Source organism: Psychrobacter sp. 1Y6 (assembly GCF_052258385.2).
In the GTDB taxonomy this organism is placed as follows: domain Bacteria; phylum Pseudomonadota; class Gammaproteobacteria; order Pseudomonadales; family Moraxellaceae; genus Psychrobacter.
The window spans coordinates 343,669-366,419 of sequence record NZ_JBQQEW020000001.1; the positions used below are offsets into that span (position 1 = coordinate 343,669).

General features: G+C 43.4%; 18 protein-coding genes. 12 read left to right on the forward strand and 6 right to left on the reverse strand.

The genetic code is table 11. From position 1 onward, the window contains the following. Positions 1-27 precede the first annotated feature (27 nt). From ureC to ACTXGF_RS15115, 5 genes are all read left to right on the forward strand, one after another. Positions 28-2,214 (forward strand): urease subunit alpha, encoded by a 2,187-nt coding sequence (ureC, locus tag ACTXGF_RS15095; protein ID WP_443535527.1) that lies wholly within the window; start codon positions 28-30, stop codon positions 2,212-2,214. 166 nt (positions 2,215-2,380) lie between these two features. Then, the gene (gene ureE, locus ACTXGF_RS15100; protein ID WP_443535525.1) at positions 2,381-3,019 is read left to right on the forward strand and encodes an urease accessory protein UreE; all 639 of its coding nucleotides are present in this window, start codon (positions 2,381-2,383) and stop codon (positions 3,017-3,019) included. Beyond that, entirely contained in the window at positions 3,009-3,803 is a 795-nt protein-coding gene (locus ACTXGF_RS15105; protein ID WP_443535523.1) for an urease accessory protein UreF, read from the forward strand. The genes ureE and ACTXGF_RS15105 overlap by 11 nt, the downstream gene beginning before the upstream one ends. A 57-nt stretch (positions 3,804-3,860) precedes the next feature. Continuing rightward, positions 3,861-4,550 (forward strand): urease accessory protein UreG, encoded by a 690-nt coding sequence (gene ureG / locus ACTXGF_RS15110; protein WP_341610615.1) that lies wholly within the window; start codon positions 3,861-3,863, stop codon positions 4,548-4,550. Positions 4,551-4,599: 49 nt separating this feature from the next. After that, positions 4,600-5,337, forward strand: coding sequence for a HupE/UreJ family protein (locus ACTXGF_RS15115; protein WP_443535521.1), 738 nt, complete (start codon positions 4,600-4,602; stop codon positions 5,335-5,337). A 198-nt stretch (positions 5,338-5,535) separates the two neighbouring features. On the opposite strand, the gene tig is transcribed toward ACTXGF_RS15115, so the two are convergent. Together tig and rdgB are read right to left on the reverse strand one after the other, a co-directional pair. Continuing rightward, positions 5,536-6,879 (reverse strand): trigger factor, encoded by a 1,344-nt coding sequence (tig, locus tag ACTXGF_RS15120; RefSeq protein ID WP_160023344.1) that lies wholly within the window; start codon positions 6,877-6,879, stop codon positions 5,536-5,538. Between the two features lie 544 nt (positions 6,880-7,423). Further along, positions 7,424-8,077 carry an RdgB/HAM1 family non-canonical purine NTP pyrophosphatase gene (gene rdgB / locus ACTXGF_RS15125; protein ID WP_443535519.1) on the reverse strand — a complete coding sequence of 218 codons (654 nt, stop codon included), beginning with the start codon at positions 8,075-8,077 and terminating at the stop codon, positions 7,424-7,426. A gap of 552 nt (positions 8,078-8,629) precedes the next feature. Here rdgB and sodB point away from each other — a divergent pair. Next, a complete protein-coding gene (gene sodB, locus ACTXGF_RS15130) occupies positions 8,630-9,259 on the forward strand; it encodes a superoxide dismutase SodB (RefSeq protein ID WP_101205324.1) in 630 nt (209 codons plus the stop codon). A gap of 127 nt (positions 9,260-9,386) precedes the next feature. Here sodB and ACTXGF_RS15135 read toward each other — a convergent pair whose 3' ends face one another. After that, positions 9,387-10,127 (reverse strand): SDR family oxidoreductase, encoded by a 741-nt coding sequence (locus ACTXGF_RS15135; RefSeq protein WP_443535517.1) that lies wholly within the window; start codon positions 10,125-10,127, stop codon positions 9,387-9,389. A gap of 515 nt (positions 10,128-10,642) precedes the next feature. On the opposite strand from ACTXGF_RS15135, the gene ACTXGF_RS15140 reads away from it, so the two are divergent. Next, positions 10,643-11,959, forward strand: coding sequence for a Slam-dependent surface lipoprotein (locus tag ACTXGF_RS15140; protein WP_443535515.1), 1,317 nt, complete (start codon positions 10,643-10,645; stop codon positions 11,957-11,959). Between the two features lie 86 nt (positions 11,960-12,045). Continuing rightward, positions 12,046-13,446, forward strand: a complete 1,401-nt coding sequence (locus ACTXGF_RS15145) for a surface lipoprotein assembly modifier (RefSeq protein WP_443535512.1) — start codon at positions 12,046-12,048, stop codon at positions 13,444-13,446. A gap of 101 nt (positions 13,447-13,547) precedes the next feature. Here ACTXGF_RS15145 and ACTXGF_RS15150 read toward each other — a convergent pair whose 3' ends face one another. Together ACTXGF_RS15150 and ACTXGF_RS15155 are read right to left on the reverse strand one after the other, a co-directional pair. Then, a complete protein-coding gene (locus ACTXGF_RS15150; RefSeq protein WP_443535511.1) occupies positions 13,548-14,366 on the reverse strand; it encodes a DUF72 domain-containing protein in 819 nt (272 codons plus the stop codon). Between the two features lie 71 nt (positions 14,367-14,437). Beyond that, positions 14,438-15,514, reverse strand: a complete 1,077-nt coding sequence (locus ACTXGF_RS15155; protein WP_443535509.1) for a polyprenyl synthetase family protein — start codon at positions 15,512-15,514, stop codon at positions 14,438-14,440. Positions 15,515-16,394: 880 nt separating this feature from the next. Here ACTXGF_RS15155 and fadB point away from each other — a divergent pair. The 4 genes from fadB (at position 16,395) to ACTXGF_RS15175 (ending at position 21,687) form a co-directional block, all read left to right on the forward strand. Then, positions 16,395-18,554, forward strand: a complete 2,160-nt coding sequence (fadB, locus tag ACTXGF_RS15160; protein ID WP_443535507.1) for a fatty acid oxidation complex subunit alpha FadB — start codon at positions 16,395-16,397, stop codon at positions 18,552-18,554. Positions 18,555-18,784: 230 nt separating this feature from the next. Next, positions 18,785-19,957 carry an acetyl-CoA C-acyltransferase FadA gene (gene fadA / locus ACTXGF_RS15165; RefSeq protein WP_057761795.1) on the forward strand — a complete coding sequence of 391 codons (1,173 nt, stop codon included), beginning with the start codon at positions 18,785-18,787 and terminating at the stop codon, positions 19,955-19,957. Positions 19,958-20,242: 285 nt separating this feature from the next. Next, complete coding sequence (locus ACTXGF_RS15170; RefSeq protein WP_101205330.1) at positions 20,243-20,818, forward strand: isochorismatase family protein; 576 nt, start codon at positions 20,243-20,245, stop codon at positions 20,816-20,818. A gap of 239 nt (positions 20,819-21,057) precedes the next feature. Then, entirely contained in the window at positions 21,058-21,687 is a 630-nt protein-coding gene (locus tag ACTXGF_RS15175) for an HD domain-containing protein (RefSeq protein ID WP_443535504.1), read from the forward strand. A 94-nt stretch (positions 21,688-21,781) separates the two neighbouring features. On the opposite strand, the gene asd is transcribed toward ACTXGF_RS15175, so the two are convergent. After that, positions 21,782-22,618, reverse strand: a complete 837-nt coding sequence (gene asd, locus ACTXGF_RS15180; protein WP_443535502.1) for an archaetidylserine decarboxylase — start codon at positions 22,616-22,618, stop codon at positions 21,782-21,784. Between the last annotated feature and the right edge of the window lie 133 nt (positions 22,619-22,751).

Consider the following 22,751-nt stretch of genomic DNA (forward strand, 5'->3'; position numbering starts at 1 on the left):
TGCTCACTATAAAATAAGGCGGCTACCATGCAAGCAGGTGAATACCATATCCAAGATGGCGATATTATCTTAAACCAAGGTCGACAGGTGCAGACGATCAGTGTCAGTAATACTGGCGATAGACCTATCCAAATCGGCTCGCATTATCACTTTTATGAAGTCAATGATGCATTGAGTTTTGAGAGAGAGCAGACTCGAGGTTTTCGTCTCAATATTATCTCTGGGACCGCCGTACGTTTTGAGCCTGGCCAATCGCGGGAAGTCGAATTGGTAGCATACGCTGGCAAGCAAGATGTATATGGTTTTGCGGGGCGTGTCATGGGCGCCGCTCATACAGACAAAATATCAGAGAGTACTACTAATAAAAAGGTAACCGCTACTTCGCAAAAGCGAGTCAGTCGTCGTATTTATGCTGAGCATTTTGGCCCTACCACAGGTGATAAAGTCCGTTTAGCCGATACCGAGCTTTGGCTACAGGTTGAGGCGGATTTAACCAGTCATACAGAGACTGCTGTTGATCAAGCAGATACGTCGCAAAGTGGTGAGAGTAGTAAGCCTATTGAAATCAAAGGTGAAGAAGTCAAATTTGGTGGTGGTAAAGTCATCCGTGATGGCATGGGACAAGGACAGTTACTAGGCGCGGAAGTTGCCGATACGGTTATTACCAATGCATTGGTTGTTGACTATACAGGTATCTATAAAGCAGATATCGGTATCAAGGATGGTCGTATCAGTGCTATTGGCAAAGCGGGCAATCCTGATATCCAGCCTGCTATTGATATTCCTATTGGCGGTGCTACCGAAATAATCTCTGGCGAAGGCAAAATCCTGACAGCAGGTGGTGTCGATAGTCATATCCACTTTATCGCACCCCAGCAGTGTGAGACAGCGCTTATGTCAGGGGTAACGACGATGCTAGGCGGCGGTACAGGGCCAGCTCAAGGTACGCTTGCCACCACCTGTACACCAGGGGCATATCATATTGCCTCGATGCTAAAGTCTACCGATAGTATCCCTATAAATATTGGACTACTAGGTAAAGGCAATGTGAGTGTACCAGAACCCATTGCTGAGCAGATCGAAGCAGGTGCCGTGGGGCTAAAGCTACATGAAGACTGGGGTACAACGCCGCAAGCTATTGATAACTGCTTGAGCGTCGCTGATGACTATGATGTGCAAGTGGCCATTCATACCGATACTTTAAATGAAAGCGGCTATCTCGAAAGTACGCTTGCTGCTTTTAAAAACCGCTGTATTCATACTTTTCATACTGAAGGGGCAGGCGGTGGCCATGCGCCCGATATTCTAAAGGCTATTGGAGAACCGCATGTTTTGCCATCTTCAACAAACCCAACACGACCATACACTGTCAATACTATTGATGAGCATCTCGATATGCTGATGGTTTGTCATCACTTGAGCCCTGCTATCGCTGAAGATGTGGCCTTTGCTGAAAGCCGTATTCGTCAAGAAACCATCGCCGCAGAAGACATCTTGCATGACTTAGGTGCGATTTCGATGATGAGTAGTGATTCTCAAGCTATGGGGCGGGTGGGTGAAGTAGTCATCCGTACATGGCAAACCGCGCACAAAATGAAAGTGCAACGTGGCCATCTAGCGCCAGATCCAACAGCGACTATTGAAGATGAGCAAGAGTACATCAATTTGACAGATTATGACCAAAGCGCGGACAACGATAACTTCCGTATCAAACGTTATATCGCAAAATATACAATAAACCCTGCGATTACTCACGGTATTAGCGATATGGTCGGCTCAATCGAAGTGGGTAAATGGGCAGATATGGTGCTATGGTCGCCCAAGTTTTTTGGGGTAAAGCCTGAATGCATTATCAAAGGTGGACTCATCGCTGCGGTACCGATGGGCGATATTAATGCCTCTATTCCTACTCCTCAGCCTGTCCATTATCGTCCTATGTTTGCTACATATCCAAAATCGGTTGCCCAAACTAGCATTACCTTTATGTCGCAAGCAGCTATCGACAAACAAGTAGATAAGCAGCTCGGGCTGACCAAAGTTATTCAGCCAGTACACGGCATCCGTAAAATTCGTAAAAGCGATATGCGCTTTAACAGCTACTGTCCAGATATGGATATCAATCCTGAGACCTATGAAGTACGTGCGGATGGTAAGACACTCACCTGTGAGCCAGCTGATGTATTACCCATGGCACAGCGTTACTTTTTATTTTAGAGCTTATGATGCACGTTTATAGGATCTCTACGACAGACAGGGAGCCATAAACCATGTATGCCAATAGTCAGTTGGTTTCTTGAGTGAGATCGTGTCTTTATTCCCAACACTTTTACCATCAATACTATTGACCAATAGTTTGAGCAACAACAGTCAGAGAAGAATAATGAAAATATTTAATACCCGTTTAAGTACGCTTAGCGATACCCAAAAAGCGCAATTGGCAGAACAGTATAAAGCCGATGATTATCTACTGTTAGACTTTGATACTCGTCAGCATTCTCGCTTTAGAGCCATTACTGTTTCAGGTGAGGCAGTTGGTGTTGACCTACCTCGTACAGGCGTCTTAAAAGGAGATGATGTCCTTATCAATGCGTCAGGTGAGCTGATGCAAGTGATCGCTAAGCCACAAGCTGTGACCAAAGTGACTGCTGACAATGACTTTCTACTAATGAAAGGCGCTTATCATTTGGGCAATCGTCATGTGCCATTGATGTTTGACCACAGTTTTGATCAGGGTAATAGAGGCTATGCGCTATATTTTGAAAACGATCATGTGCTGGCACAAATGTTAGAAAATCTTGGCTTACATATCGAGTCTACCTCAGTGCCATTTGAGCCTGAAACCGGCGCTTATCAAACGGGCCAAGGGCATGCGCATGGCCACTCTCACTCCCATGCACATTCGCATAGTGACTCTCATAGTCATAAGGAAAGCCATGACCATAGCCATGATGAAAGCCACAGCCACGGACATAGCCATAGTCATCATGATGCGCTTGTAGGTCGTTCGAATGATGGTTGATACCAGTGCTCAGCCTGCTCAATCTGCCCAACTTGGACAGCTACTGATGCTGGCATCGAGCAATTTGCCGATTGGTAGCTATACCTATTCGCAAGGTGTGGAGTCAGCGATTGAGTCAGGGGTTGTCTCTGATGAAGCCAGTACGCTTACATTTATGCAGGACTATCTAGCGCTTGCGGTGATTGGCTACGAGCTGCCTGTATTAGGGCTGATAATGTGCGCACTCAGCCAAGGTCATGAAGCGCTAGCAGCAAATTTAGCACATGATTATCACGCTGGCCTAGAGAGTAAAGAGTTTGTACTGGAGTCGCAGCAGCTAGCACAGGCGATGGTATCTTGGCTCAACGAAGTATTGAGTCTTGGCATACCGGCCGAAATACCTGAAGATGGATTTTTGCCGCTATTTGCTCATATTTCTCAGCATTGGCAGCTGCCATTAGCGCAGTCGATGACTACCTATGGATTTGCGCAACTAGAGAATATGGTGCTCGCCGCTGTCAAGACAGTGCCGCTAGGACAGATGGCAGGTCAGCGTATTCTGTGGCAATTACAAAGCGATTTGGGTGCTCAGGTTGATGCTCTAAGCGATGATGTACAGCATGTCTTTGATGCTCTAGTTATGTCGACAAACACGGCCAATACTGTAGGTAATAGTGAAGAGTCGGACTGTCAGCAGTTATGCCAAGACCTCTATGAATCGCTTAATATCTCTAATAACTTGCCCAATTTGGCTATTCTCTCGAGTATGCATGAGAAGCAATACAGTCGGTTGTTCCGCTCATAATTGTACCTTTATTTCTATTTATACTTATTAATATACACACTATTTTAGGAAATTAATATGTCTCTAACTCCGCTCAAATCAAAAAATTCTCACGCTGCATTAGACGTACAGACTGATAGCGATAGCCAGAAACCGTCTTCTACTTTATCGTGCTTACGCCTTGGTATTGGTGGGCCAGTTGGTAGTGGTAAGACCGCTTTGACATTAAGACTATGCCAAAACCTGCGCGATACGATCAATATGGCAGTCGTGACCAATGACATCTATACCAAAGAAGATTCAGAGTTTTTGACCCGCAATGATGCTATGCCCGCTGAGCGTATCCGCGGTGTAGAGACGGGCGGCTGTCCGCATACAGCTATTCGCGAAGATGCTTCTATTAATCTGACTGCGATTGCTGAGCTACAAGCGACTTTTGAAGGGTTGGAGTTAATTATTATTGAATCAGGTGGCGACAATCTAGCCGCAACGTTTAGCCCAGAGTTGTCTGATTTGACCTTGTACGTTATTGATGTTTCTGCAGGCGATAAGATACCTCGTAAAGGTGGCCCTGGCATTACCAAGTCTGATTTATTGATTATCAATAAGACCGACCTTGCACCAATGGTTGGTGCTTCGCTTGAAGTGATGGAACGCGATGCCAAAAAAATGCGTGGCGACAAACCTTTTGTCTTTAGCAACATGAAAACAGGCGATGGGCTAAATGAGATTATCGCCTTTATTAAAGAACATGGCATGCTTGCTTAGCTAGTCGCCCACACCGACAATTAGAATAGTAATAATAAGGAAAAATCGCATGATAAAGACTTTAAAAAACTCTCGCTTTTCACAAGCGCTCTCAGCTCGTCATATCGTGTCTGGTTCAGCTGTGATGATGACATCGCTAATGCTACCGTCACTGGCGCAGGCGCATTCAGGTCATATTCACTCAACTACCGCGCAAGCGCCGTCATTTTTAGGTACGTTGCAAGCAGGACTGATGCATCCAGTAACTGGCCTTGATCATCTATTTTTGGCAGTAGGCATGGGCATGTTGTTTTATGGTCTACAAAAGCAGCGCTTAGGCATGATGTCATTGACGGCAGGGTTGTCTTTAGGTGCGATATTGGGCACAGCTGGTGTGCTGATTGGCGGTATCGCGTTTGCTGCATCATCTGGGCTAATTGAAGTGGCGATATCACTGTCGGTGGTTGTATTGGCTATGGTCTTGATGAGCCAAAAAAGTAGACAAGAGGTATTCTCTGCTCAGACCCATACAGCACGCACGCCAAGTATTCAGCAGGTGTCACTATTTGGCTTTGGTGGTCTGGCGGTGTTTCATGGCATGGCACACGCGATGGAAGTACCAGCGAATGTCGGTATAAGTGGACAGCTGGGTTTTTATGCAGGAATGATGATTACGATGCTAGCGCTATATGCAGTTGGTACGCTGGTTAGCCAGCAGTTGCAGCAACGCTTTAGTGATAGCTTGTGGTTACAGCGTGGGCTGGTGCTGCTAGGATTGAGCGCTGTATTTGCGCCTGTTTTGGTGTAAAACGCGCTTCATATTACAAGTACGATGCTTGTAGATTCGATGTTTGTAGGTTCGATGTTTGTAAAGTCGATAGTTATGGCTGATTTTATCTAGTTAACGAAAGCCATAAAAAATGCGCCCCCGATCAAAAGGTCGGGGGCGCATTTTAGTTTTGATAACCGACTACAGCATATCTAAAAAGACAGCTGGTCGTATCAATTACATTGCTTGCTGCTGTTGTTGCTGAGCCGCTAGCAAGTCTTGGTAGCTAACTTCTTTATCAGTTACTTTACCTTGAGCAATCAAGTAATCTACTACTTGGTCTTCTAGTACTACAGACTCAATGTTAGCGCGCTGCTGCTTGTCATTGGTGTAGTACTCGATAACTTCTGCTGGATCTTCGTAGTTTTCAGCGGCTTCTTTGATGAAGGTTTCTACACGCTCTTGATCTACTTCTAAGCCTTTAGTATCGATAACACGGGCAACGATGATGCCAAGACGGGCAGCACGTAGCGCTTGCTCTTCAAATAGTTCATTTGGCAGCATGTCTTTATCGAAGCTATCAGCATTGGCACCGAACTGCTGAGAGAAACGTTGCATCATCATGTTACGTTGACGCTCGATTTCTTGCTCTAGCATAGCGTTTGGTACGTCAAACTCGTTCTTTTCTAGCAATGCGTCAAAAGTCGCTTGCTTAACTTGGCTACGCGCAGCATTTTTGATTTCACGTTCCATGTTTTTGCGTACGTCTTCTTTCAATTTCTCAACGCCGCCTTCTTTTACGCCGAATAGCTCTAGGAACGCATCATCAATTTCAGGTAGCTTAGATTTTTCAACCAATTTTACGTTGATTTTGAACTGAGCTTCTTTACCAGCTAAGTTTTCAGCTTGGTAATCTTCTGGGAAAGTCACGTCGATAGTTTTTTCTTCGCCAGCTTTCATGCCTTTGATACCAGCTTCAAAGCCAGGAATCATCTGATTGCTACCGATAACTAGTTTAAAGTCTTCAGCAGAGCCGCCTTCGAATTTTTCGCCGTCGATAGAACCTTCAAAGTCAAAAGTCACTTGGTTGTCTTTTGCAGCCATGCCCTTTTTCTCAACGAACTCTTCACGTTGCTTTTGTAGGTTTTCGATCATGGTGTCAACGTCTTCTTCACTCACTTGTGCAGTGTGACGCTCAACTTCGATCTCATCGATACCTTGTACGTCAACTTCTGGGAAGATTTCAACAGTGGCTTGATATACCAAGAAATCGTCTTCAAGTTTTACGTCGTCGATGTTAGGCATGCCAACAGCGCGGATGTCTTCAGATTTGATCGCTTCAAATACAGTATCACGGATGACATCGTTGATAACTTCTTGTTGAATGCCAGCACCGTACTGAGAGCGGATGTGTGACATAGGGACGTTACCTTTACGGAAACCGTCAATCTTGGCAGTTTTCGCAACTTGGCGAATACGGCCTTCAACTTTGTTTTGAATTTTTTCAACGGGCACTTTAACCGTTAGCTGGGTTTCTTTATTAGATAGCTTGTTGGTTGTGACTTGTAAATCTGTAGCCATGTTAATTACACCTTTAGGATTAAGTAGTACGTTTGATTAATGAAATAGTACTTAGGGTTAAATTGTAATAGACAGACCGCGCCTCAAATTACGGGCATGTACAACGGGCTGCCGTTGAAATAAATAGGGGATAGCGATAGCGCACAACGTCAAATTCAGTGTCAGTAGCAATCGCCGCTGATACCAAAAGGTGAACCTGCTGAGGTTGTCCATGCTATCAAATATCGATAATAAACCGTTAATGCACCGCATAATAACGCTTTTTGGTGAATTATACAGCCAAATAACGGATTTCAACAAAATTTTAAAAGTAGAACAGTATAATCTATCTGTTTATTAAAGTAAAAATTATCTCTTTGACAGCATGTTTCCTTATGTTGCTTGCTCTTATATGGCTTAATTTTATATAAAAATTTAGCCATATTCATAGTCAATAAATAAGATAACGGATAAAAAACAGCGATAAGGTTGTGAGCGCACTATGAGCATTGAGCGCACTTACGGATAGTTATGGATAGTTATAAATAGAACAGCTATAAAGTACTTATAAAGGTAGCTGCGCCAATAGCTGCTGGATTGCCTGACCACGATGGCTGATGCTGTTTTTATCAGCAGCGCTTAGACTAGCCGCACTGGCTTGCAAATCAGGTAACCAAAATAATGGATCATAGCCAAAACCGCCGTCACCATGTAGCGTATCCAAGATTTCGCCATGCCATAATCCTTGGGCGACAATCGGTAGCGGATCATCAGCATGACGCACTATTGCCAGTACGCAAACGAACATACCTTTGATCGGAGTATCTGGCTCTGCTGCGCGGATAGGCTGCAAGTCAGCGATAAGCTTGGCGTTATTTTTACTATCGTTACCGTGCTCACCAGCGTAGCGAGCAGAGTAGATACCTGGCGCATTACCTAGTACAGGCACGCACAGTCCTGAATCATCCGCAATCGCAGGCAGCCCACTGATACGGCTCGCATGACGGGCTTTGATAATGGCGTTTTCTACAAAGCTCAAGCCATCCTCGATGGCGTCTTCAATATCAAGCTGACCTTGTGGGACAATCGTCACGTCCAAGTTCGCTTCGGCAAATAGCCGTTTAAACTCAGCCAATTTGCCTTTGTTGTTGCTGGCCAGTACCCATTGGTTGCCAGATGTCGGATGGGTAGCAGTTAACGAGGTATCAGTGGTGCTCATAGAGTCAGTCCGTTATATGAAAATGATGAAACATTATTATTCGAGTAGGCTTTATTTACCTTCTATAGCGTTAATCGGTAAATTGTTTGTCGGTTGAAGTAGTTATACTAATTATGATAACGCATGAGTTTAGAGTGAATGCAGTTACCGCTTAATAAATAACCAATCGCTATACAGATTGTACGGGCTATAACATTTGGTAACTGATATTATTGGTCACTATTGCTATAATAGATACTAAGCTACAGCGAGTTATATCCTGTAACTTTTGAATATTTAATTAATAAATGCTTATGAAGTCAAACACTTGGCTTTTAAGCAAAGAATAATAGCAAGCAGTAACCGCTAGGTTAATTTTGGATTCATAATGATACGTGATATTGTATTGAGCAGTACCGTGTATCAAGCGATAAAGTTCATTTCAAACAATAAACTCAGCCAATTTAGTCCGCTATTTTATAGTGTTTTTTGCGGTGTAAAAATAGCGTAAAATTCAGTTTCTATAAGCAAGTTTTTATAAACTAACGGCTAAACAGCAAGGATAAAATAATTATGTCAAACATTACTTTACCAGACCTACCATATGCAAAAGATGCACTAGAGCCACATATCAGTGCCGAAACGCTAGAGTATCATCATGACAAGCACCATGCTGCTTATGTAAACAAGCTAAAAGACATGTTGCCAGGTTCTGGTCTAGAAGACAAAACATTGCCAGAAATCATCGTAGCGACTGCTAAAGATGACAGCAAGCAAGGTATGTTTAACCAAGCAGCTCAAGTATGGAACCACACGTTCTATTGGAACTGCATGACGCCAACGAACGGCGGCGGCGAACCTACTGGCGATCTAAAAGCAAAAATCGAAGAAGATTTCGGTAGCTACGATAAATTCCGTGAAGAGTTCAAAAACGCAGCATTGACTCAGTTTGGTTCAGGTTGGGCATGGCTAGTTGCTGATAAAGTCGGTGGCAAACTGTCAATCGCCAAAACGGCTAACGCTGACACCCCACTTGCACACGACCAAGTAGCTGTATTGACTTGTGATGTATGGGAACACGCGTACTATGTAGATTATCGTAACCGTCGTCCTGACTATGTTGACACGTTCCTAGACAAGTTAGTGAACTGGGACTACGCAAACGCAAAATATAAAGGTCAAGATGCTGGCGTTGAAGAATAATTTTTAACGATTAAGTATTTGATTGAAAAAAAGGACACCGCGAGGTGTCCTTTTTTATGTGCTAGCTTTCTATATAGCTCTCTATTTTGATATCTGTTCAAAACATATTTTTGATAGAGCATCGCTATTAGGCGATACCGCCGTTTGCGCCGATATTTTGTCCAGTAACCCAAGCGGCTTCTTCACTGACCAAAAATGCTACCACATGAGCAATATCGACTGGTTCACCGATACGATTAAACGGTGACATACTGGCAAGTCTCTCTACCGTTTCATCTGCTTTACCTTGATGAAATAGCTCAGTGTCAGTAGGGCCGGGAGATACTGCATTGACCGTGATATTGCGCTCGCCAATTTCTTTGGCAAATATACGGGTTAGCTGATCGACCGCGCCTTTGGTCGCACAGTAGGTGCCGTAACTAGGTAGTAGCATACGAGTGGTCGTACTTGAGAGGTTTACAACGCGGCCACCGTCATTGAGTTTAGTCGCAGCTTCACGCAACGTATTGAACGTGCCTTTTACATTGATAGCAAATATACGGTCAAAGTCTTCATCGGTGGTCTCGGCAATGGGTTTATTAATCATTATACCTGCGCTATTGACCAAGATATCTGGCTTACCAAACGCGCTGATAGTGGCATCAAACATTGCTTCGACTTGTTTGGTATTGCTAACATCAGCTTGAACGGCAATGGCTTCACCGCCTGCTGATTTAATCTGACTTACGATATCATTGGCTGCTGAATCATCATTTGCATAATTAATGACGGTTTTAGCCCCTGATTCTGCAAGTGATAAGGCTATTTGCGCGCCGATACCTTTTGATGAACCGGTTACAATCGCGACTTTATTTTGTAGTGTTGTCATCGATACTTTCTCCAATAGTATAAGTGAATATCAGTACGCTTATATTGCGTTTTGACTGATGTCTCTTGATTTATAGGATTATAAGTTACCAGTGTGCAAAACGAATAAGTAGAGCGATTCTGTATGCTTGTTTTGGATAAATTTATCTATTGTGTCTATGCGGATGTAAAGCATAGAGTTTAAGAGGTTAGCGTTGAAAAGCATTCTTTATTTGCTGAAGGTTTAGATGAAGGGGAAAGGCGTTATAAGATAGTTTCTTAAATCTGATAAAATGTCTACTTTTGCTTGTTTCTGCGTTCAATAAGTACTTCATTTTGTAATGTAATTAGAGCTACTCATTAACTTTACATTATTATTTCTTTTCATTCTAAATATTACCGTTCATTCAATTTAAAGATTTATTATTAACAATATATTATACAAATCAAACACAATGCTGTAATATAATTTACATACATATGTCGAGTTCAGCTTTCTAAGCTGAAAGATAATTTAATATTCAATGGAGCAGCAAAGTGTCTTTAATATATCTATCAAAAATAAGTGTTCTTACCGTTCTAGCAGTAGGCATTGTTGCATGCAGCAGCACTGGTAATGGTTCTTCAAACTTATCTACAAATGTAAATCCACCAATAGAACAAACTGAAGCTGAGAAGGCTGAAGCTGAAAAGGCCACTGCTGAAAAGGCCGCTGCTGAAAAGGCCGCTGCTGAAAAGGCCACTGCTGAAAAGGCCGCTGCTGAAAAGGCCGCTGCTGAAAAGGCTGCTGCTGAAAAGGCTGCTGCTGAGAAGGCTGCTGCTGAAAAGGCTGCTGCTGAGAAGGCTGCTGCTGAGAAGGCTGCTGCTGAGAAGGCCGCTGCTGAAAAGGCTGCTGCTGAGAAGGCCGCTGCTGAGAAGGCTGCTGCTGAGAAGGCTGCTGCTGAAGAGGCTGCTGCTGAAGAGGCTGCTGCTGAGAAGGCTGCTGCTGAGAAGGCTGCTGCTGAGAAGGCTGCTGCTGAGAAGGCTGCTGCTGAGAAGGCTGAAGCGGAACGCTTACAGAAAATTGAAACTAACCGTGTCGCATTATTAGCCGCAGCTAAAAAGTCTGGATTAACTGACCAGCAAGCTGCGGCTTATGCCGAGGCTAATAAAACAGCTAATGCAACAGATGCGCAAATTGTGTTAGATTCTATCGTCGCAGATAATGCTAAGAAAGCCCTATTAGCAGAAGCGAGTGCAGCAAAAGGTATTTCAGATGCTAGGTATCCAGTTGGTGCTATTACGGCCAGTACAAGAGCATCTAGTAGTAGTATAAGAAACGCGCTTACGCAAGAATCTAGAATCCAATCTGTAGTCTACAACCAGCCGTATTCTGTTGTTATGGGTGATTATTCAGGTCAAATTTCATATAACAATCAGACAGGCGCTATAATCACAGACAGTAGAGAATCAGATATTTCTATCAGAGGTTTAAAAACTACGGCAGATGCCATCCCAATGCTGGGAAGTGCTACTTACAAAGGTAAAGCTTTTAACGGTACTTATCAAAACTCTTTTAATTCAAGCACTTTTGAAACTACGAACAGTATCAAGGAAGGTACTTTATCTTACAATATTAATTTTGCTGATCGTACTGGCACTGGATCAATCACTGGATTAGGCGATACCGTTAATTTACAGCAAGGTGCAATTTCAGGAACTGGAATATCTGCAGTAGCTCAACAAGGTTTCAAAGACGGAAACTACCTGCTAGATTTCTATGGTAAAAAAGCTGAAGAGATTTCTGGTAAGGTTGTATTTGATGGTAAAGACACGATTGGCTTCGGTGGCACTCGTGGTGAAATTTCTAAATAATAGAAAACTTATTCTTAAATAAATAAAACCGTTTGAAGTATTATTCTATATTTCAAACGGTTTTTTCGTCATATTGGTAAAATATAATGAAAATAAAGCTCTATGCAGCCTGCTGCATCGCATTATCTACCACAGCCATAGCCCAAGAATCACCACCAACCCAAACTGTGTTCTTCGAAAAGACACCACAAATACAACCAGAATTATTACTTAACCAACCTAGTCTTAATACGCCAAATGTTACACCACTAGCAGAAGGTAGCAGTCTAGAAGAAAGCATTAATTTCGCTATTGTCAGTAAAGATTGGCAAAAACTAGAAAAATTATTAGCTAAATATCGTACGACTGTAAACTTCGATTCAATTTTATACAACTATGGATTAGGAGCACTATATCGACATTATGGTCGCCAAAAAGAAGCCATTACGTTATATCAGAGACTACTAGAGCGTCAACCAGATCTATATTATCCAAGATTTGATTTGGCAATGATGTTATATGAAGATAAGCGTTATGCTGAAGCAAAGGTACAATTAGAGACCGCTGAACCCTATCTTGCACCAGCGCTACAAGCTCTGGTTAGCCAGATATTAAGCAGTATCAAAAAGTCTCAAGAGTGGCAGCCCACGCTAAACTTAAGTTATGAATCCACTGACAACGTCAATCAGGCATCTGATTTAAAAGAATTAGTGATTGGTGAAGCTACATTTATTCGTAGTGATGACTCATTCCCGCAAGACGCACACGGTATACGTTATGAAATCGGTGCTACGCAAGAAAAAAACCTTGAAGGTAATCATTATATTTATAAAAACGTAGACTTAGGCGGCGTAAGCTATTGGGATAATAGTGACTATAGTGAATTAACATTGCAATCAAATTTAGGCTATCGTTATAAAGATATCAAGCAATCATGGGGTGTTATAACGACGGTCGAGCAAAACTTGCTAGGTGGGAGTCGATATAATAAGAACTATGCTGCGACTTTAGAATACAGTCGACAAATATCAGACCAATGGCAAGTATCTAGTAGCTTCACACACTTGCAAAAACGTTATGAAGGGGATGACTTAGCCAATTATTACAATGGTCATACTAACAGTACCGCATGGATTTTGCTTTACCAACCAAAACCTAGATGGCTAATTTATGTGGGTGCAGATTTGATGCGCGATGATTTGAAGGATCAGGCTGAGTCGTCAGATCGTTACGGTATACGTGGCGGAATGGCATTCTCTGGGAATGAAATTAGTTTGAGAAGTAGTTTGCGTTACGCTCAGCGAGATTTTAAAGCAGATAATTTCTTTTATGGTGAAAAACGTAAAGATGATGAATACCAATTTAGTACAACCCTAGGACATAGAAAACTTAGTTGGAAAGGGTTCACACCAAAATTAAACTATGAGTACCAGAAAATTGATAGTAATTTGTCACTTTATGAGCGTAGTAACAGCATAGCCTTTGTAAAAATAGATAAAAGTTTTTGATTTTTTTATGCAACGTTAAACAAGAGCAGTAAATATTCACATTCTCCTTAGATGTTTTTGAGCTCTGTCAATAATGTTACTCCTATATATTCACCGTACATTCACGAAACCTCAAACCCAAACTTACCCAACGCTTCTCGCAGCATCACGATATTATAATAGGCGTGTGCATTTACAGTGTTTTGAAAGAAAATATAGAGCGTATCAAAATGTTGACGCTGATTGGCAATCGCTTGTGCCCAGTCCTGCATCTCAGCTTCGCTATAGCGATAATCATGGCGATCAGCCGCACTCATCGCATCCCACCAGTTTAGGTTATTGCCATGCATACGTAGATAGCCAGTGCGTTCAGTGAATATCAATCGTGACGGCGGTAATCCGCTAACCTTGGGGTAATCGACGCTACACCAAATGAGTCCTTGCTGCCGAAAGCTATCAACCACTTGCGGTGTGTGCCAGCCGTTATGACGAAACTCAATGGCGAGTGGATAGTCTTGAAACCAACTGACGAGATTGGCTAAATAGAGTCGATGCTCACGAGTACGATCAAAGCCGTGTGGGAACTGCAGTAATAAAGGTGCTAAAGCATTTGCTTCGATAAGTGGAGATAAGGCGTTTAGAAATGCTTGTGCATGTTCGGCAGTGCCTTTGCGTGCATGAGTAAAGTCTTGATGCAGTTTGACGGCGAACTTCAACTCGCTTTCAGCTTGTACATAAGCTTTATCAACCATCCCAGCAAAGGCTTTTTGTCCGATGGGCGCATAAAAGGTACTATTGATTTCGACTGCGCCGTATTGCTTGGCGTATTCACGTAAGAAATCGGTCTTTTTGGTACCGGTGGGATACAGTGTACCGAGCAAGTCGGTATCGCTATAGCCACCAGTGCCAAGGTAAATGCGCGGGGTAGGGGAACTGTCCATGTTGACCACTCACTGCCGTTTTGGGTAATGAAATTTACTACGATATCTGTTATCAGCTGCTATTCGACAAGCTATTTTTTACGTGACCAGAGCCATTCAATCAGTGCAAGTAGCGCATCATTGTCTGTACCAACGGCATATTCATTGTCGCTAAGCTCACGACTATATAGTTCATGAGAAATAGCTGCACGTCCGTCATTAAATAGTGATTGCGCATAGCTAGTCGCGTCATCGACACCCATTAGTTTTACATAGGTAGATTTGTCGAGTTTTTCATCGCTACCTGCAGGCTTACCAAGTGTATCAGTCGTCATGGTGACGTCTAGCACATCGTCTTGGACTTGAAAGGCAAGACCGATATGTTGCGCGCACTCTTGTAGTGCCATGCGCTGTGGAGCCGTTGCACCAGCACAGACGCCGCCCATGAGCATCGCCGCTTCTATCAACGCCCCTGTCTTGTCACGGTGAATGGCTTCTAAATCATCCTGCGCGATATTGGCACTGGCTTCGGCATTGAGGTCTAGCATTTGACCTGACACCATGCGTCTGGCGCGCGGCGCAAATATTGCCATAAGCTGACTTGCGATGGCTGCATCGAATGGTGCAAAGGTTGGCATCTCCGCGGTCAATACTTCAAAGGCTAGCGTCTGCAATACATCTCCTGCTAGCAGAGCCGTCGCTTCATCAAAGGCTATATGCGCGGTCGGCTGCCCACGGCGCAGCTCATCATCGTCCATACACGGCAAATCATCATGTACCAACGAATAAGTATGCAGCAGTTCTACCGCCAATGCAGCACGGCGCGACATATCATAGTCTGAGTCGTTTTCTAGTAGCGTGTCTAGATCAGCATCGAGAGTATCAATGTCATCATTAGGTTCGTCTATACGTTCATTATCACTGCTATTAATACTGGCAAAAGCGCTGGCAACCATCAGTGGGCGTACCAGTTTGCCTTGACCTGTCATCACATAACGGCAGGCATCTACTAGCGGGCTAGGGAGCTTGGCATAAGCAAACAAGACTTCGATATCTTGCGCCAATTGCTCGCGCACAGCACCATGAAACTGCTCAGTGCTTTGAAAGGAAACAAAGTCAAAAGGGATAACGCCAGTACAGGTAGTGCTAGAAGTAAGGGAAACAGTCATAATCCAACCATTTATCAGGGATACAGTAAAACTTATTAGGGATAAGGTAAAAACGCTATTAGTGTAGCATGATAGGTCATATCGCTTATGTGACACACGGTATCAATTGATTGTTTTTTGCGTTTTTCTGCCGAAGTCTATTCGAAAATAGAGCAGTTTTAGCTGCAATATAACGACAAGATTTCGTTACCGATGGATGATGTCACTCTCTGGTTGAATATGTTCTGATAAAAGAGCAAGCTAGGCTGGCACGTTAATCTTATTACCGTAGAAAAGTGGTACTGAATGCTGACACTGAATAGTTAGCACTGACCAAGTAGCATCGATCAATTGGCACTTATTAGATAGCACCAACGGACTATCGTTCCAAAGATGGCATTCGTTGAGCCAACAACACGAAATAAATCTAAATTAACAATTCAGTATACATTTATTCACTAAAACACTTTTATCGTAAGGTAAATGCCTGCAAGTGATTTAAGAGTGACTTGCGAGTATGGTATTAGCTTGTGACAGTTAGGTGCATAATCCCCTACACTAATTGACGTGAAAATGGTCTGATGGTGACCCTACTGGGTTTTTTCTCAGGATGTTCAATCGTCGATACCGAGTGTTAGACCAAGTCTCAGTCAATATTTTGAACATCAGTACTTGCAACAGCAGTATATAAATGAAGCGTCATATGATGTCATGCAAGAGACGCAAAATACGTGCATCATGATGAGCGCTGGATAATAAAGACATCTTCACTTGTGAGCTGGTTATATGTTTGTCTTTATAACATGACAAGCGCACAGTGCTATTACCCATTTTACTAACAGTAACTGGCTATTTATTTTAATTCAAAACGTAGCTTTCGTTATATAGAAAGGAGTTTCAAATGGTATACCAAGGAAATCGCATCACGGTGACAATGCTAGAGGATGGCATCGCCAACATGCAGTACAACGCCGAAAATGAGAGCGTGAACAAATTTGATGCCGAAACCAACAAACAGTTTGGTGAAGCAGTTAGTGCGTTAGAAAAAGCCGACAACGTAAAAGGTCTTATCGTTACTTCAGCCAAAGGCGTGTTTATCGCTGGTGCTGATATCACAGAATTCGTCGGTTCTTTCAAAAAATCAGAAAGCGAGATCAAAGATTGGGTCGTTCATGTTAATGACGCTTTCAATCGTTTTGAAGACCTACCATTCCCTAAAGTTGCGGCTATCAATGGCGCGGCGATGGGCGGCGGTTGTGAAATGACTTTGGTTTGTGAATACCGTGTCATGAGTGACAAAGCGATCATCGGTCTGCCAGAAACTCAGCTAGGCATCTTCCCAGGTTTCGGCGGTACAGTTCGTAGTACGCGTATCATCGGTATCGATAACGCACTTGAGCTGATCGCGACTGGTAGCCCAAAGAAAGCATTGGCAGCATTGAAGCTAGGCTTGGTTGACGCGACTGTACCTGCTGATGACTTGCAAGATGCCGCAATTGACCTAGTCAAAAAATGTATCTCAGGTGAGCTTGATTGGAAAGCAAAACGTGAAGAAAAACTGGCTCCAGTTAAGCTAAACCAGCTTGAGCAAGCAATGGCGTTCAACAGTGCCAAAGGTGCTATTTTCGCTAAAGCGAATCCTAAGCAATACCCAGCACCAGCAATCGCTATCGAAACGATTGAAAAGCACGTTAATTTATCACGTGACAAAGCGATCGAAGTAGAAGCTGCTGGTTTTGCTAAAGCGGCTAAGACGCCACAAGCAGAGAGCTTGGTTGGTCTATTCTTAAATGATCAGCTAGTCAAAAAACTGGCCAAAAAACACAGCAAACAAGCACATGACATCAGTGAAGCCGCTGTACTAGGCGCTGGTATCATGGGTGGCGGTATTGCTTATCAAGCAGCCAGCAAAGGCTTGCCAATCATCATGAAAGATATCAAGTCTGAGCAATTAGACCTTGGTATGGGTGAAGCGAGCAAACTGCTTGGCAAAATGGTAGAACGCGGCAAGATGACCCCAGCAAAAATGGGTGAAACCTTAAGCCGTATCCGTCCTACTTTGAACTACGGTGATTTTGCTGAGACTGATATCGTTATCGAAGCGGTCGTAGAAAATCCAAACGTGAAGCGTGCGGTACTAAAAGAAGTAGAAGGCTTGGTAAAAAACGACTGTATCCTAGCGTCAAACACCTCGACTATCTCTATTACGTTCCTAGCAGAAGCGCTTGAGCGTCCAGAAAACTTCGTCGGTATGCATTTCTTCAACCCAGTACATCGTATGCCATTGGTAGAAGTTATCCGCGGTGAGAAATCATCTGAAGAAGCTATCGCGACTACTGTTGCCCTTGCTTCTAAAATGGGTAAAGTGCCAGTAGTGGTTAACGACTGCCCAGGTTTCTTGGTAAACCGTGTATTGTTCCCATACTTTGGCGCGTTTGACTTGCTACTGAAGCAAGGTGCTGACTTTGCTCATGTCGATAAAGTTATGGAAAAATTCGGCTGGCCAATGGGCCCTGCATACCTAATCGACGTAGTCGGTCTAGATACAGGTGTACATGGCGCAGCAGTGATGGCTGATGGTTTCCCTGATCGCATGAAGCCGGATTATAAAGGTGCTATCCAACATCTATATGACAATGAGCGTCTAGGTCAGAAAAACGGTATCGGTTTCTATAAGTACGAAATGGACAAGCGCGGCAAGCCAAAGAAAGTTGCTGATGAAGCCACTTACGAGCTGCTAAAAGCCACGACTGACAGCGAAAAGCAAACGTTTGACGATCAAGCAATCATCGATCGCACTATGATTGCCTTCTGCAACGAAACCGTTCGCTGCCTAGAAGACAACATCGTAAGCACACCAAGCGAGGCCGATATGGCGATGATTATGGGCGTAGGTTTCCCTCCATTCCGTGGTGGCCCATGCCGTTATGTCGACCAAATGGGTCTAGATAACTACTTGGCACTATGTGAAAAATACGCACATCTTGGCAAAGCTTATGAAGCGCCACAAAAGATTCGCGACATGGCAGCCGCAGGCGAGACTTTTTACGCAACAGCGTAATAGTCAGTCATTACTAGGATGAAGTGCAGTACGTTTGCTATTTTGCATGAAAGCAATTGAGACATGAATCGTCTCCAATAGCGAACGTACGATTATAGTTGGTTCGGTTTAATGCTAGTACGAGTAAATCAAGCGCAAATGTACCTATTGTACTTTGAGCGAGATTAATGAGGTAATAGTCATAAATTGAGCTGACTACACTGACAATAAAAATTGAAAAGGAATATGGTATGACAACTTTAAGTCCAAAAGATGTGGTCATCGTAGATGGCGTGCGCTCGGCAATGGGCAAAACCAAAAACGGTATGTTCCGTCATGTACGTGCTGATAGCATGTCAGCGGAACTAGTACGTGCGCTAGTAGAACGTAATGACTTTGATACCAATGATATCGAAGACATTATCTGGGGTTGTGTCAACCAGACACTAGAGCAAGGCTTGAACATCGGTCGTAACATCGGTTTGCTAGCTGGTATCCCAAAGACTGCTGGTGGCCAAACGGTTAACCGTCTATGTGGTTCTTCTATGCAGGCACTACATACTGCTGCTGCACAAATCATGACCAACCAAGGTGATGTATTCATCATCGGTGGTGTCGAGCACATGGGTCACGTTGGCATGATGCACGGTGTTGATTTGAACCCTGCTGCTTCTAAGCATTATGCAAAAGCATCAAACATGATGGGCTTGACTGCTGAAATGTTAGGTCGTATGAACAACATCACGCGCGAAGAGCAAGACGCGTTTGGTCTTGAGTCACATCGCCGCGCATGGGCTGCAACTACTGAAGGTCGTTTTGACAATGAAATCATCGGTATCGAAGGTCATGATGCTGCTGGCCGTCTGCAACTATGTACGGTCGATGAAGTGATTCGTCCAGATGCAACGATGGAGCAAATGCAAAAGCTACGTCCAGCGTTTGATCCAAAAGGCGGTACAGTAACAGCGGCAACGTCATCTGCATTATCTGACGGTGCGTCAGCAATGCTAGTAATGAGCGCACAAAAAGCCAAAGATCTAGGTCTAAAGCCACGTGCCCGTATCCGTAGTATGGCTGTGGCTGGTTGTGATGCAGCTATCATGGGTTATGGTCCTGTACCTGCGACCCAAAAAGCATTGAAGCGTGCTGGCATGAGTATCGATGACATGCAAACCATCGAGCTAAACGAAGCGTTTGCTGCTCAAGGTCTATCAGTATTAAAAGGTCTGAACCTATCTGACAAGCAAGACATCGTTAACATCAACGGCGGTGCCATTGCCCTAGGTCATCCACTAGGATGTTCAGGTGCTCGTATCACAGTGACATTGCTAAATGCAATGGAGCAGTCAGATACTGAAATCGGTCTAGCGACAATGTGTATTGGTCTTGGCCAAGGTATTGCTACTATTATTGAGCGTGTTTAATCTTATTTATATAAACAAGATTATTTGAACATTCAATAAGTAGCTACTCGCTAACGAAGAACCTCTAGTCATAACGGCTGGAGGTTTTTTTATGGATCAAATTAATGTTTGGTAAGCTAATAAATCACGGAGTCGAAAAATAGAGTATTACGGCGATTAAAAATTATCTCCATTGACGCATTCATGAAACTATGACTAAATAAGAGAAAGATGAACCATGGCACTGTTTATGATAATTCTAAAATAGTTTTTAGTTGCAACTGTCAGCCGTACAAGGAGTGTACTATGTCTACTATGATTAATGATCGCACCTATCGAATCGCTCGTGAGAATACCCAAGCAATGATTGTCGATGTGCAAGAGCGCTTAACGCCGCATATCTACGATCACGAAAATATTGTCAAAAAAACCGTTACCTTGATTAAAGGGCTGCAAGCGCTCAATATTCCAATCATGCTCAATGAACAATATAAAAAAGGATTGGGCGATACCTTACCAGAGCTGCGCGATGTACTCGAAGGAGACAATGCCAAGAGCTTTGAAAAGGTTACCTTTAGTGCCTGCGATAACAATGATTCATGGCACCATCTAGCGCAGCAGAACCGTAGTACCGTGTTGCTTTTTGGTGCTGAGGCACATGTCTGTATTATGCAAACGGCACTAGATTTATTGGATAATGGTATGCAGCCTGTCATTATTGGGGATGCAGTGGGTTCTCGTTTTCCTTATGACAAAAAGCAAGCAATTCGCCGTATTCGCCGTGCAGGTGGGGTAATCAGCACTGTCGAATCAATCTTGTTTGAACTATGCCGTAGCAGTGAAGATCCTGCGTTTAAAACCATTATTAATTTGATCAAGTAGGTGGTTTAAGCCTTAGTTGCTCAAAGACTTGGATAAATAGAGATTCAATTTAACCATTTATCTTCTAACTTATAATAGATAGCGCTTGGTAAAATAAGCGCTATTTTTTTGATAACGGTAATAGTCTTTTGACCATTGCTAGATATCAAACTAACTATAATACCTTGAGCAATGAAACTTAAAGTCGCTAGAACTTATAAGCGTTAAAACCAATAACTAGAGAAAATCAGAGAAAATCAATGTCGCAAGTCAGCTCTATATCATTAACTAATTCCGAATCTACTTCACATATCGACATCGACGATGTCACTCATTTCTTATTAGAGTTAGATGCGCTCAAACGCGTGAATCGCCGCAGCTATGTGACACAGACCACTCGTAAAGAAAACTCCGCCGAACACTCTTGGCATTTAGCGATGGCCTGTTGGTCGATTGCTGAATTATTTGCGCTAGACGTCAATTATGAAAAATTGCTGAAGATGGCATTGGTTCATGATTTGGGCGAGATTGATGCGGGCGATACTTTTTTATATGCCGATACGCGTACTGATGCACACGTCGAAGAGCGTGCAGGCATTGCCAGATTGCAACGTGAGCGAGGCAATGGTATTAGTGATTTAAGCGAGGTTTGGGAAGCGCAGGAAACAGGAAGTAGCAAAGAGAGCCAGTTGCTCAGAGTGGTCGATCGCTTATTGCCGTTTTTACTCAATCTAAATACCGATGGTAAAACGTGGATTGAGCTTGGTGTCACGCGTTCGCAAGTGGCAGGTGCGCATGCATTTATCAAAGATAGCTTCCCTCCTATCCATGATTGGCTCTCACATAATATTGCATACGCAACTCAGCAAGGTTGGCTGATTGACGCATAAATCTGCATAAGTAGCAGGCATAAAAAAAGCCCAATTAAGCATGATGATTTACGCTTAATTGGGCTGATATTTTAAGTGCTTTTATACAAACATGTTATTGAGCGTTTGCCATTCCTAGCAACTGACCCATTTGCACGATGCTGTTGGCTTGCATACTATCTAGCCAGTCAGCCTTTGCTGCTTTTGGTAATACCACGATAGCCGTTGAGCCTAGATAGAAGCGTCCAAGCTCTTCGCCTGCTGCAAACTGCATGTCATGATCAGACTCGAATATGTCGTCAGTACGAGCAATCTTGCCAGTGGCGACAGTTTCAATACCAGCGACGATCATAGCACCAACCATCACAACGGCTGCTTTGCCGTACTTGGTATCAAACATACAGACCAGACGCTCATTACGTGCAAACAAGTCTGGCACGTTAGCAGCCGTAGTATTATTTACCGAAAACAGGGTGCCAGGTACATAGCGAGTCTTGGTCAATGTACCAGTAAATGGCATATGCACACGGTGATAATTGCTAGGCGCCAAGTAGATAGTCGCAAAACTACCATCAGCGAAATAACTGCCATCTTCACTATCAGCAAGTAGTTGGCCGACATCATAGTGACGACCTTTTGCCTGTAGTAGTTTGTGGTCTTCGATTTGTCCTAGCTGAGAGATAATACCGTCCGCAGGACTCACGATACCGTTTGCAGTGGCGTCGATAGTACGAGCGTCTTCTTTTAACTCGCGGGTAAAAAAGTCATTAAAACTTTCATAAGCGTTAAGGCTTTGGCGTTCGTACTCGTCTAAGCTGATATTATAAGCTTTGGCAAAGCTACGGATAAAGGTGCGTTTGACATAAGGATGGCGACTGGCGGCCAAACGTCCAGCGACTTTACTGAGCTTTTGCTGCGGCACAAGCTGTTGTAAGGTGGTAAATACATTCATAATAAGGCTACCAAAATAAGGTGTAATGTAATAGGGGCGTGTTGGAAATTCGACCATGGCACTGACAGTGGCTAAAATTGCGCCATACTACGTTGTAAATCTAGATAGGGCATGAGCATTATCGTCGTTTTAC

What these genes read in the sequence shown, in the direction of transcription:
- tig (WP_160023344.1), bottom strand. Translation starts at nt 6,879, where the DNA reads ATGGCTACAGATTTACAAGTCACAACCAACAAGCTATCTAATAAAGAA.
- ureE (WP_443535525.1), top strand. Translation starts at nt 2,381, where the DNA reads ATGAAAATATTTAATACCCGTTTAAGTACGCTTAGCGATACCCAAAAA.
- ACTXGF_RS15175 (WP_443535504.1), top strand. Translation starts at nt 21,058, where the DNA reads ATGTCGCAAGTCAGCTCTATATCATTAACTAATTCCGAATCTACTTCA.
- ACTXGF_RS15105 (WP_443535523.1), top strand. Translation starts at nt 3,009, where the DNA reads ATGATGGTTGATACCAGTGCTCAGCCTGCTCAATCTGCCCAACTTGGA.
- fadB (WP_443535507.1), top strand. Translation starts at nt 16,395, where the DNA reads ATGGTATACCAAGGAAATCGCATCACGGTGACAATGCTAGAGGATGGC.
- ureC (WP_443535527.1), top strand. Translation starts at nt 28, where the DNA reads ATGCAAGCAGGTGAATACCATATCCAAGATGGCGATATTATCTTAAAC.
- fadA (WP_057761795.1), top strand. Translation starts at nt 18,785, where the DNA reads ATGACAACTTTAAGTCCAAAAGATGTGGTCATCGTAGATGGCGTGCGC.
- sodB (WP_101205324.1), top strand. Translation starts at nt 8,630, where the DNA reads ATGTCAAACATTACTTTACCAGACCTACCATATGCAAAAGATGCACTA.
- ureG (WP_341610615.1), top strand. Translation starts at nt 3,861, where the DNA reads ATGTCTCTAACTCCGCTCAAATCAAAAAATTCTCACGCTGCATTAGAC.
- ACTXGF_RS15150 (WP_443535511.1), bottom strand. Translation starts at nt 14,366, where the DNA reads ATGGACAGTTCCCCTACCCCGCGCATTTACCTTGGCACTGGTGGCTAT.
- asd (WP_443535502.1), bottom strand. Translation starts at nt 22,618, where the DNA reads ATGAATGTATTTACCACCTTACAACAGCTTGTGCCGCAGCAAAAGCTC.
- rdgB (WP_443535519.1), bottom strand. Translation starts at nt 8,077, where the DNA reads ATGAGCACCACTGATACCTCGTTAACTGCTACCCATCCGACATCTGGC.
- ACTXGF_RS15155 (WP_443535509.1), bottom strand. Translation starts at nt 15,514, where the DNA reads ATGACTGTTTCCCTTACTTCTAGCACTACCTGTACTGGCGTTATCCCT.
- ACTXGF_RS15170 (WP_101205330.1), top strand. Translation starts at nt 20,243, where the DNA reads ATGTCTACTATGATTAATGATCGCACCTATCGAATCGCTCGTGAGAAT.
- ACTXGF_RS15145 (WP_443535512.1), top strand. Translation starts at nt 12,046, where the DNA reads ATGAAAATAAAGCTCTATGCAGCCTGCTGCATCGCATTATCTACCACA.
- ACTXGF_RS15115 (WP_443535521.1), top strand. Translation starts at nt 4,600, where the DNA reads ATGATAAAGACTTTAAAAAACTCTCGCTTTTCACAAGCGCTCTCAGCT.
- ACTXGF_RS15135 (WP_443535517.1), bottom strand. Translation starts at nt 10,127, where the DNA reads ATGACAACACTACAAAATAAAGTCGCGATTGTAACCGGTTCATCAAAA.